Origin of the sequence: Nocardia sp. NPDC127526 (genome assembly GCF_042672265.1) — a bacterium.
Lineage (GTDB): Bacteria > Actinomycetota > Actinomycetes > Mycobacteriales > Mycobacteriaceae > Nocardia.
Genome location: NZ_JBHXVO010000018.1, coordinates 142,423 through 153,769, shown reverse-complemented (window position 1 = coordinate 153,769; position 11,347 = coordinate 142,423). Strand labels below are relative to the sequence as shown.

General features: G+C 67.9%; 10 protein-coding genes. 6 read left to right on the top strand and 4 right to left on the bottom strand.

Annotated features, from left to right (window positions below):
* Window positions 1-148: 148 nt before the first annotated feature.
* Entirely contained in the window at window positions 149-328 is a 180-nt protein-coding gene (locus ACFVIV_RS25965; RefSeq protein WP_379200567.1) for a hypothetical protein, read from the bottom strand.
* A 123-nt stretch (window positions 329-451) separates the two neighbouring features.
* Here ACFVIV_RS25965 and ACFVIV_RS25960 point away from each other — a divergent pair, with 123 nt between their 5' ends.
* Window positions 452-1,195, top strand: coding sequence for a metallophosphoesterase (locus ACFVIV_RS25960; RefSeq protein ID WP_379200565.1), 744 nt, complete (start codon window positions 452-454; stop codon window positions 1,193-1,195).
* Between the two features lie 25 nt (window positions 1,196-1,220).
* On the opposite strand, the gene ACFVIV_RS25955 is transcribed toward ACFVIV_RS25960, so the two are convergent.
* Entirely contained in the window at window positions 1,221-1,670 is a 450-nt protein-coding gene (locus tag ACFVIV_RS25955; RefSeq protein ID WP_379200581.1) for a nitroreductase family deazaflavin-dependent oxidoreductase, read from the bottom strand.
* Between the two features lie 136 nt (window positions 1,671-1,806).
* Here ACFVIV_RS25955 and ACFVIV_RS25950 point away from each other — a divergent pair, with 136 nt between their 5' ends.
* The 5 genes from ACFVIV_RS25950 to ACFVIV_RS25930 all read left to right on the top strand — a co-directional run bounded on the left by ACFVIV_RS25950 (window position 1,807) and on the right by ACFVIV_RS25930 (window position 8,160).
* On the top strand, window positions 1,807-2,247 hold the full coding sequence (locus ACFVIV_RS25950) for a carboxymuconolactone decarboxylase family protein (protein WP_379200563.1): 441 nt from the start codon (window positions 1,807-1,809) through the stop codon (window positions 2,245-2,247).
* Window positions 2,248-2,482: 235 nt separating this feature from the next.
* Entirely contained in the window at window positions 2,483-2,926 is a 444-nt protein-coding gene (locus tag ACFVIV_RS25945) for a CBS domain-containing protein (RefSeq protein WP_379200562.1), read from the top strand.
* A gap of 19 nt (window positions 2,927-2,945) precedes the next feature.
* On the top strand, window positions 2,946-4,235 hold the full coding sequence (locus tag ACFVIV_RS25940) for an SLC13 family permease (RefSeq protein ID WP_379200560.1): 1,290 nt from the start codon (window positions 2,946-2,948) through the stop codon (window positions 4,233-4,235).
* 82 nt (window positions 4,236-4,317) lie between these two features.
* On the top strand, window positions 4,318-6,483 hold the full coding sequence (locus ACFVIV_RS25935) for an acyltransferase family protein (RefSeq protein WP_379200558.1): 2,166 nt from the start codon (window positions 4,318-4,320) through the stop codon (window positions 6,481-6,483).
* A 114-nt stretch (window positions 6,484-6,597) separates the two neighbouring features.
* Window positions 6,598-8,160, top strand: a complete 1,563-nt coding sequence (locus tag ACFVIV_RS25930; protein WP_379200579.1) for a substrate-binding domain-containing protein — start codon at window positions 6,598-6,600, stop codon at window positions 8,158-8,160.
* Between the two features lie 156 nt (window positions 8,161-8,316).
* Here ACFVIV_RS25930 and ACFVIV_RS25925 read toward each other — a convergent pair whose 3' ends face one another.
* Complete coding sequence (locus ACFVIV_RS25925; RefSeq protein WP_379200556.1) at window positions 8,317-9,195, bottom strand: potassium-transporting ATPase subunit C; 879 nt, start codon at window positions 9,193-9,195, stop codon at window positions 8,317-8,319.
* A gap of 1 nt (window position 9,196) precedes the next feature.
* Window positions 9,197-11,347, bottom strand: coding sequence for a potassium-transporting ATPase subunit KdpB (kdpB, locus tag ACFVIV_RS25920; RefSeq protein WP_379200554.1), 2,151 nt, complete (start codon window positions 11,345-11,347; stop codon window positions 9,197-9,199).

Here is an 11,347-nt window from a genome sequence, read left to right as displayed (position 1 = left end):
CGCGCCGCCCCCCCCCCGCGCGCGCCCGCGCGTTTAGCGCTCGGACCCCCCGGCGTGTCCGCGCCCCACCCCCCACCCCCACGCCGGGATGACCGGGCCGGCGAGGAACACGCCGGAATGGGGAGGGCCGGCGCGGGATCGGTTGAGTTCAGCGCCGAACGGCGCGGTGTGCGCCTACGGGCATGCGCACAGCAGTTGCCTTCGCGGGCCGTCGCGCAGCCAGTTGCTCTCGCGCCGAGCGCCGCACCGCGGACACGATCACCACCGCCAATGCGGGTCCCATAATGAAGAACAGCACACCGAGCGCGATCAGGAAGACTGCTTGCACGAGCGAATTATTGTCCGGATCGCCGTCTTTCGCAGAATCGCAGCTACCCTTCCAGGTGGTAGTACCGGGGCGCGCGGTTCAATGCCGTTGACAGAACCGACCGGCTGTGGCTGATTGACGGGTATGGGGAGCAATAGCGGCAATGGCCGCGTCGTGCGGATCGCCGCCGTCGGGGACCTGCACATGACCGAGAAGACCATCGGGCGGTTCCGGCCGGCCTTCCAACGGCTGGGCGACCACGCCGATGTCCTGCTGCTCGCGGGGGATCTCACCAATGGCGGCACCCTGCGCGCGGGCGGGGCGGTGAGCGGCGAGCTGTCCGGGCTGCCGGTGCCGGTGGTGGCGGTGCTCGGCAATCACGATCACGACCGGGGTAACCAGGCCAGGATCACCGAACTGCTCGGCGAACGCGGCGTGCGGGTGCTCGACGGGACCGCGACCGTGCTCGAGCTCAATGGCATTCGGCTCGGCATCGCCGGTGTGATGGGCGGCAGCGGCGGCTTCCCGGGCTATCCGGGTGATCCGGATGAGGGCACCGAGGAGCATCGCGAACGCTATCGCCGCGGCCCGCGCGACGCGCAGCGCCTGCGGGCGGCGCTGGACACCCTGGACTGCGACATCCGCGTGGCCCTCACGCATTTCGCGCCGGTGCTGGACACCCTGGCCGGTGAATCGCCGCGGATCTATTCGCACCTGGGCTGCGCCGAATTGGCCGAGGCCGTGGACGCGGGCGGCGCGGCGCTGGCCCTGCACGGGCACGCCCACGCGGGCACCGAATTCGGCCGCACCGCAGGCGGTGTGGAGGTGCGCAATGTGGCCTATCAGGTGATCCGCAGTCCCTACCGGGTCTACGAGCTCACCGCGTAGCGCTCGGCGGATCAGCTCCGCAAGGTCAGTTCGACAGGGTCAGCTCGACCAGGGGCACATCGTCGATATCGCCGCCGATGGCCTGCTCGATGATCCCGCCGAGCTCCTTGTACGCGGCCGGATGCACCGTCTTGTATTCGGCCATCACGGGTTTCGCTTCCTCCGGCGTCAGCATGCGCGCGGTCGCGGGGACGTGATTGCGGGTCCCGATGCTCACCCAGCACTGCGGATTCGCCTTCAAGTTCCGGTACCACTGCGACCCGGTGCCGAAGCCGGACGCCAGGATCACGGTGTTCTCGTCGGGCCGGTCCACGGCTTCGAGGGCGACGTACCGCCGCTCCCCCGATTTCCGCCCGATGTGCTCGAGCAGCAGCACCCGTCCGCCGAAGACGAATCCGAGCCGCGCCCGGAACAACCAGATCGGCGCTCGCACGAACCAGCGCGTCCGCAGCAGCTTCGCCCCGAGATCAGCCATCGGCATGCCCACGAGGCTAATCCGATCACCCGGCCCCGGGGCGCGGACACGACGTGACCGGTCCCACATCGGCGGCCCGTCACGCCCGCGTGAGCCGCCGCGTCCTAGTTGTGTACCGACGAGAAAGGACGAGCACATGTCACGACTCAACCTCCCCCAGCTCGCGCCCGAGGTCTACCAGGCCTGGGTGCAGGCCGAGATGGCCATTCGCAAGGGCCCGCTCGCCGCGACCGTCCGGGAGCTGGTGAAAATCCGTGTCTCCCAGATCAACGGCTGCCTGTTCTGCATCGACATGCACACCGCCGAGGCCCGCAAGGAAGGCGAGACCGAACAGCGGATCTACCACCTCAACGCGTGGCGGGAGTCCACGCTGTTCACCGACGCCGAGCGCGCCGCCCTCGACTACGCCGAGGCCGCGACCCGCCTGGGCGTGCACGGTGTGAGCGATGAGATCTGGGCGGGCGTCGAGAAGCACTTCGACGAGGGCGAGCGCGGCGGCCTGGTCGCCATCACCGCGCAGATCAATCTGTGGAACCGCCTGGGCGTGCCGCTGCGCCTGCAGCCGGGCGGCTACTGAGATTCGGGCACGGGACCGGCACGGTGCGGCCGGTCCCGTCCGGTGCGCGTAACTTGCTGTCGGGCGGTCGCTTACGGCATCTTTACAGCAGGTGTGCCGGGAAGTCTGGTCGGCGGTGGAACCCTGACCTGGGTTCGCCACGAACCGACCTGGGAGTTTCCGTTGCGCGGCCCGAATTCGATCTTGACGTATTCTGCTCCCGTGACAGCCGGGTGCAGCGTCGTATCCTGCGAGTATGCATGCCGCGCAGATGGCCGAGGACTATCCGGTAATCGATTTGGACTCCGATGCGATGGATGCGGCCAGGCTGCTGGCGAACCATCGGCTACCGGGAATTCTGGTCACCGACGCCGACGGCTCGCCGTGCGCGGTGCTGCCCGCCTCCACCGTGGTGCTGTTCATCGTGCCCAAGTACGTCCAGGACGATCCCTCGCTGGCCGGGGTGCTCAACGAATCCATGTGCTCGCAGGTGGCGAATCGGCTGCGCGGCAAGAAGGTCCGCGATGTGATCCCGGAGCGGTTGAGCCGGCTGCCCGCCGCGAACGGCGACGACAATATGATCGAGGTGGCCGCGCTCATGGCCCGGTACAAGACGCCGCTGGTCGCCGTCATGGACGGCAGGAAGCTGCTCGGGGTGATCACGGCCTCGCGGCTGCTGGAAGTGGCGCTGCACAACTGAGCCCGCCGGGGCGGTCGCGATGACCGCCATTGCCGTGGCGGTCTTCGCCATCGCCTATGTCCTGATCGCCTCGGAGCGCGTGCACAAGACCACGGCCGCGCTCTGCGGCGCGGGCATCGTTGTCGCGCTGGGCATTGCCAGCGCCGACGATGTGTTCTACTCGCACGAGACCGGCATCGACTGGGATGTCATCTTCCTGCTGCTCGGCATGATGATCATCGTCGGCGTGCTGCGGCAGACCGGCATCTTCGAATTCGCCGCGGTGTGGGCGGCCAAGCGCGCCAAGGGATCCGGGCTGCGCGTCATGATCCTGCTGACGCTCATCACCGCCGGCGCGTCCGGATTCCTGGACAATGTGACCACCGTGCTGCTCATCGCGCCGGTGACGCTGCTGGTGTGCGAACGCCTCGACGTGCCGCCCACGCCGTACCTGATCGCCGAGGTGCTGGCCTCCAATATCGGCGGTGCGGCGACCATTGTCGGCGATCCGCCCAACATCATCATTGCCAGCCGGGCGAACATCTCGTTCAACACCTTCCTGTGGCACATGACGCCCATCGTGCTCATCACGCTGGCGGTCTTCACCCTCGCGCTGCCGCGCCTGTTCCGCGGCGCGTTCGACGTCGATCCGGCGCGGGTCGCCGACATCATGCAGTTGAACGAGCGCGAGGCCATTCGCGATCCGAAACTGCTGATCAAGAGCGGAATCGTGCTGGCCGCGGTTTTCGCGGGCTTCCTCGGGCATTCGATTTTCCATCTCGAACCATCGATCGTGGCGCTACTCGGCGCGGGTGTGCTGGTGCTGATTTCCGGCCTGCCGCAACGCGATTACCTCTCGGCGGTGGAATGGGAAACGCTGCTTTTCTTCGCCGGCCTGTTCGTGATGATCGGCGCATTGGTGAAAACCGGAGTCATCGGCCGGCTGGCGAAATACGCCACCGAAGTCACCGGTGGAAATGCGCTCGTAGCAACCATGCTGATCCTGGTGGTTTCGGCCCTGCTGTCGGGGATCATCGACAATATCCCGTACGTCGCGACCATGAGCCCCCTGGTGGCCGACCTGGTGGAATCCATGGATCACCAGGCACAGGCGGACACCCTGTGGTGGGCGCTGGCCATCGGGGCGGATTTCGGCGGCAATCTCACAGCAGTCGGCGCCAGCGCGAATGTGGTGATGCTCGGTATCGCCAAGCGATCCGACCATCCCATCTCGTTCTGGGAATTCACCAGGAAGGGCATTGCGGTGACCACCCTCACGATCGCGGTGGCGATCCCATATCTGTGGCTGCGATATTTTGCATTCGCCTGATCAGGACATAAGCCACATTCCGGTCACCCCTGGTGTGGCGATTGGGCGTTTCCGGCAATTGGATACCAGAATGGTCGCCGCCATGGCCATATTCCGCACCGAGCACACCTCGCCGACCGCACCGGACCGCGACGCCACCGCCGCCCCGGCGCGGCAGCCCGGCTCCGCCTACCGGCTGGACCTGGACGGGCTGCGCGGGATCGCCATCGCCCTGGTGGTCGTCTTCCACATCTGGTTCGGGCGGGTGTCCGGCGGCGTGGACGTCTTCCTGGTGCTGTCCGGATTCTTCTTCACCGGCATGCTGCTGCGCCGGTCGGACGACGGCGCGGTCGGCGTGCCCGCCACCCTGAAGCGCACGCTGCGCCGGCTGCTGCCCGCCATGGTGGTGGTGCTGGCGGCGGTCGTGATCGCGACGGTGGCGCTGCTCCCGCACACCCGCTGGTCCGATATCGCGGCCCAGACGCTGGCTTCGCTGTTCTACTACCAGAACTGGTATCTGGCGCTGTCCTGGTCGGACTATCTGGCGGCCGATCCGTCGGTGAGCCCGCTGCAGCATCTGTGGTCGATGTCGGTGCAGGGCCAGTGCTATCTGGGCCTGCTGGTGATCATCGCGGCCATGGCCTGGCTGAACCGGACCGGGCGGGCAACGCTCACGCGTTTCGCCCCCGTGCCCGTGCTGCTGCGCGCCAATCGGGTGCTGCGCCGGGCCGGGCGGCCCGACACCCTGCGAATCGCGCTCGCGGTGGTGTTCGGCGCGGGTGCGCTCGTCTCGTTCTGCTATGCGGCCCACGGCGTTTCGACCCAGCAGGGCTGGAACTACTACGACACCTTCGCGCGTGCCTGGGAGCCGCTCACCGGTGCGCTGCTGGCCATTGCCGCGCCGCTGGTGCGGCTGCCGCGCCCGCTGCGAGAAGCCCTCGCCTGGTTCGGCATTGCCGCCATCGTGGCCTGCGGCTGGCTGGTCAACGGTTCCGCGCAGTTCCCGGGACCGGCGGCGCTGCTACCCGTGCTGGCGACGGCCGCGCTCATTCTCGCGGGCACGGGCCTGCGCACCGAGGCGCAGCCGGCGGTCAACCGCGTACTGGCGGCCGCGCCGATCGTGCAGCTGGGCGCATTCGCCTATGCCCTCTACCTGTGGCACTGGCCGATTCTCATCTTCTACCTGGGCGAACGGCACGAGCGCAGCGCCGGGCCGCTCGGCGGTCTCGCCGTCATCCTCGCCTCGTTCGTGCTCGCCTATGCCACGCACCGCTGGATCGAAGAGCCACTGCGCCTGCGCAAGCGACCGACCGTCGCCGCCCGCCCGCGCGTGCTGATCGGCACCGCCGTCACCGCCATCGGCGTCCTGGTGCTCGGTTCCACCCTGACCTGGCAGTGGACCAATGGCGCCAAGGCGCAGGCCGTCGGCCAGCTGGATCCGGCGAAATACCCCGGCGCCCTGGCCCTCACCGAGGGTGCGCTGGTGCCGCGCGCCCAGATGCGGCCCACCATCGAGGAAGCCCCGGCCGATGTCGCCTATCCCACCCGCGACGGCTGCATCTCCGACTTCGACACCCGCTCGGTCATCACCTGCACCTACGGCGACGCCAATTCCCCGCACACCGTGGCAGTGGTCGGCAATTCCCATGCCGAGCACTGGGTTCCGGCGCTGCTGGTGCTCGCCGAGCAGTACGGGTTCCGGCTCACCATCTATTTGAAGATGGGCTGCCCGCTCACCGTGGCCGAGGAGCCCATGTACAAGGGCCAGCGCAATCCGGACTGCCGCGACTGGTCGCGCGAGGTGATCGACCGGCTCGGCGAGGACCGCCCGGATTTCGTCTTCACCACCGGCACCCGCCCCGCCGACAGTGGCGGCGACGAAACCCCGCAGGACTATCTGGATGTCTGGTCGGAGCTGTCCGATCGCGGCCTGGAGGTGCTCGCCATTCGCGATACGCCGTGGTTGCGGCGCAATGGCATTCGCTATCGCGCCATCGACTGCCTGGCCGCGGGCGGCGATCGCCTCAGCTGCGGTATGCAGCGCCCGGACGCGCTGTCCTCGACCAATCCCGCGGCCGATCCGGCCACCGACTTCCCCCGCGTGCACACCCTCGATCTCAATGACGCGGTCTGCGAGCAGGAGGTCTGCGCGGTGGTGGAGGGCAATATCCTCATCTATCACGACGAGCATCACCTCACCGCGAGCTACGCGCGTTCGCTCGCACCGGAACTCGGCCGCCAGCTGCGGCCGCTGCTCGGCTGGTGGTGAGAGCGCGGGCCCGGTAGCGCGCGGGTGAACTGTTGCCGAAATGCTCGGGCGACGGCGGTGTGCTACTGATCAACGGTCCGACAATGCAGTCGGACAAGACGATTCGGGGGTTTGGTGTTCGGGGTTCCCATAGAGATCGTGCTCGCGCTCATCGGTATCGCGGTGCCGCTGGTCGCCTTCGTCTGGGAGTTCGTGCTCGTCGGGCGGAAACGGCTGGGCTACCGGGTCCAGATGGACACCCCGGTCACCGGCCGGATCGAGGACCCCACCGAACTGGTCGAGGTGCTGCCGGGCGTGCTGGGCAAGCTGACCGCGCCCGCCGAGGACGGCGACGCACCGGCGCTGCACGACCTGTCGATCGTGCTGATCCGCATCGAGAACAATGGCGCGACCGCCATCGACACCCGCGATTACGCGGTGCCCGATGAGCAGCACATCGGCATGCACCTGTATTTCGAGGATCGCCGCGTCATCGGCATGGCGGTGACCGAGTTCAGTCCGCGCGGCCTGGGCGACAGCCTGCGGCCGGGCGCCGGGATCGGCGCGCACGAGGAGACCGTCGACGGCAAGCGGATCGGCGTCCTCGATCTGCCGAAGGTGCCGATGAACCGCGGCGATCACTACAAGATTCTCGCGCTGTTCCAGCGCACCACCGGCTCGGGTAAGTACGCGCCGCCGACGGTGGAGGGCGGGCTGAAGGGCGGCCGGGTCATCGAGACCCGCAGCCGGACCGGATTGTCGCCGAAACTACTGGCGCTCATCGGTTTTCTGGTGGTGGTGATCGCGGTCCAGTTCACCGTCGCGCTGGTCACCGACAAGCCGGTGGCCTCCGACTGCGCCACTGGGACATTGACGCTCGTCGGCTCGACGGCCTTCGAATCGGTCATGAACGAGGCCGCGAGCGCCTACGAGAAGCGTTGCGCCGGAGCCGAGATCGACACCGCGTTCGACAGCAGTGAGAGCGGGCTGGACCGGGTCGACAAGCAAGGCGCGGGCAATGCGGGCCTGCTGGCTGTTACCGACGGCCCGAAGACCGCGGCCTTCCCGAATCCGGATCTGCTGCCCCGGCCGCTGGCCATGTCGCTGTTCACCATGATCGTCCATCCCGGCGTCACCGTGCCCGATCTCACCGTGTCGCAGATCCGGGACCTGTACGCGGGCCGCGTGGCCAACTGGCAGCAGCTCGGCGGCCCGGATCTGCCGGTGCGCGTGGTGGATCGGATCGTGGGCTCCGGGACCCGCGAGACCTTCCGCGGCCGTATTCTCGGCGACGAACAGCCCCCTGCGCCGTCCGCCACCTGCCGAGCCGTCCAGAACACCAAACCGCCCGGGCCCGCGTTCTGCGCGGTCGGGTCGACCAAGGACATGCTGGACACCGTGGCGGGCCTGCCCGGCGCCATCGGGTACAGCGAATCCGCCGACGCGGCAAAGGCTTCCGGCATCACGGCGGTGTCGATCGCCGGTGCTGCCGCCACGCGTGAGCAGGCCCTCACCGGCGCCTATCCGTTCTGGAATGTCGAATACGCCTACAGCAATGGCGAACTCCCCGCGGATTCACTCGCCGCGGCATTCCTGCGTTTCCTCACGGATGACGCCGGCAAGGACATCCTGCGCGCCTACGGCAATACGCCGTGCACCGAACTGCCCAACCCGGCCAACTGCCGCCCGATGGGCTGACACCGCACAGACCCTTCCCCGTCATTTTCCCAGTCATTTTCCCCGTCATTCCGGCGTGCTTTTGGCCGGAATCCACCACACGCCAGAGATCCCGGCCAAAAGCACGCCGGGATGACTGGTGGTGGCGATAGGCGTCAGCCCTTGATCAGCCCTTGATCAGCCTTTGAAGGGGTACTTGCTGTCCAGGTCGATGTTCAGCTCGACCACGTTCACCCGGGGCGCGCCGAGGAAGCCGAGGGTGCGGCCGTCGGTGTGCGCCTCGACCAGCGTCTTGACGTCAGCCTCGGAGATATTGCGCTCCTTGGCGACTCGCGCCACCTGGATGGCCGCGTACTCCGGGGAGATGTGCGGGTCCAGGCCGGAGCCGCTGGCGGTCACGGCGTCGGCGGGCACCTGCGAGACATCGGGCGCATGGCCGCGGATCGGGATGATCCGCCCGGCCGAATAGTCCTCGCCCGCGGTGGCGCATTCCACCTTCACGCCCTTGTATTCGGGCAGGAAGGTCTCCGGGCTCACCGAGCAGAACTCGTTGACGCTGACCACCTTGGTCGGATGGTCGACCTCGCCGTTCGCCTCGCGCGGGCCGATGACCGACAGCACCGCGCCCACCCCGCCGGGGGTGCAGAACGGCCGGGCGCCGTCGACGCCGTCGAGCGCACCGATGGCCTTGGAGCGCGCGCAGACCGTGGTCAGCAGGTTGGGCTCGTCCGGGCTCGAGTCCACGATCTGTTCCGGGCCCAGATTGCTGGCCGAGGTGGACAGCGGGTCGTAGCCGTCGCCCGCCGCGGACGGCCGGCTCTGGAAGTACTGGACCAGCGGATTGCCGTCGGCGTCGGTGAAGGACTGCCCGATGAGGCTGGAGCCCACCGTCTTCCCGTTCGCCTCGAGCAGCGACCCGTCGGCATTGTCCTTCAGCCCTGGAATCTGGGCCACCGCGAAAACCGCCAGCGGATAGACGATTCCGGTGATCACCGTGAGCACCAGCAGCGCACGCAGCGCGGCGATGTGTTGCCGGATCCAAGTTGACATGCGCATTTCAGGACATCCCGGGGAGGAATTGGACAAGGAGGTCGATCAGCTTGATGCCGATGAACGGGGCGATGATGCCGCCCAGGCCGTAGACCGCGAGGTTGCGGCTCAACAGCTTCGAGGCCGCCGCGGGCTTGTAGGCCACGCCGCGCAGCGCCAGCGGGATCAGCGCCACGATGATGATGGCGTTGAAGATGACCGCGGACAGGATCGCCGACTGCGGGCTGGACAACCGCATGAGGTTCAGCGCGTCCAGGCCGGGGAACAGGGCCACGAACAGCGCCGGAATGATGGCGAAGTACTTGGCGATGTCATTGGCGATGGAGAAGGTGGTCAGCGCGCCGCGCGTGATGAGCAGCTGTTTGCCGATCTCCACGATCTCGATGAGCTTGGTCGGATCGGAGTCGAGGTCGACCATATTGCCGGCCTCTTTGGCCGCGGACGTACCGGTGTTCATGGCCACGCCGACGTCGGCCTGCGCGAGCGCGGGCGCGTCATTGGTGCCGTCACCGGTCATGGCGACCAGGCGGCCGCCGTCCTGCTCCTGCTTGATCAGCGCGAGCTTGTCCTCGGGAGTGGCCTCCGCGAGGAAGTCGTCCACACCGGCCTCGTCGGCGATCGCCTTGGCGGTCAGCGGATTGTCGCCGGTGATCATGACGGTGCGGATGCCCATCCGGCGCATCTCGTCGAAGCGCTCCCGCATGCCTTCCTTGACGACGTCCTTGAGATGAACGACGCCGAGCAGGCGGGCCCTGCCGTCCTTGATCTCCGCGACCACCAGCGGGGTGCCGCCGGAGGCGGAGATGCCGTCCACGGTCTGACCGACCTCGGCGGGCACCTCGCCGTGGTGCAGCCGGACCCATTCGGTGACGGCGCTGGCCGCGCCCTTGCGCAGCTGATGGCCGTCGGCCAGATCGACACCGGACATGCGGGTCTGCGCGGTGAATTCCACCCAGGTCGCGCCGACCAGTTCGCCGGCGTGCCGCTCGCGCTTGTTGTACGCGGTCTTGGCGTACACCACGATGGAACGGCCCTCGGGGGTCTCGTCGGCGAGGCTGGAAAGCTGTGCCGCGTCGGCGATCTCGTCCTCGGACACGCCCGGCATGGGCACGAAGGCCGAGGCCTGGCGGTTGCCCAGGGTGATGGTGCCGGTCTTGTCCAGCAGCAGGGTGTTCACGTCACCGGCGGCCTCGACGGCGCGACCGGACATGGCGAGCACATTGCGCTGCACCAGGCGGTCCATGCCGGCGATGCCGATGGCCGACAGCAGTGCGCCGATGGTGGTCGGAATGAGGCAGACCAGCAGGGACACCATGACGATGCCGCTGATGCCGTCATTGGTGAGCGCGATGGAATCCGGCACGCCCGGCAGGTTCACCTTGGAGAAGATGGCCAGCGGCTGCAGGGTCGCCACCGCGAACACGAAGATGATGGTGAGCGCGGCGAGCAGGATATTGAGCGCCACCTCGTTCGGCGTCTTCTGCCGCGAGGCGCCCTCCACGAGCGCGATCATCTTGTCGATGAACGAGCCGCCCGGCTCCTGGGTGATCTGCACGACGATCCGGTCCGAGAGCACCGTGGTGCCGCCGGTGACCGCGGAACGGTCGCCGCCGGATTCGCGGATGACCGGAGCGGATTCACCGGTGATGGCCGATTCGTCCACCGAGGCAATGCCTTCCACGACATCGCCGTCGCCCGGGATGACCTGTCCGGCCTCCACGACGACGTGGTCGCCGCGCTGCAGTTCCGGGGCCGCGACCTTCTCCTCGATGATGCGCGCGCCCGGCGACCAGTTCACCAGCCGGCGAGCGACGGTGTCGGTCTTGGCCTTTCGCAGCGTATCGGCCTGCGCCTTGCCGCGCCCCTCGGCGACGGCCTCGGCCAGGTTGGCGAAAAGCACGGTGGCCCATAGCCAGACGACGATCGCCCAGCCGAAGAAGCTCGGGTCCACGATCGCCAGGATGGTCGACCAGACGGCGCCGATCTCGACGATCAGCATGACCGGATTGCGCCACAGGGTGCGCGGGTCCAGCTTCTTGACGGCGTCCGGCAGCGACTTCACCAGCTGCTGCGGAGTGAACAGTCCGCTGGAGACCCGGCCGCCCTGGTGCGCGGAAGCCGCTTCGGGCTTCTCGATTTCGACAGTGGGGGCAGACAT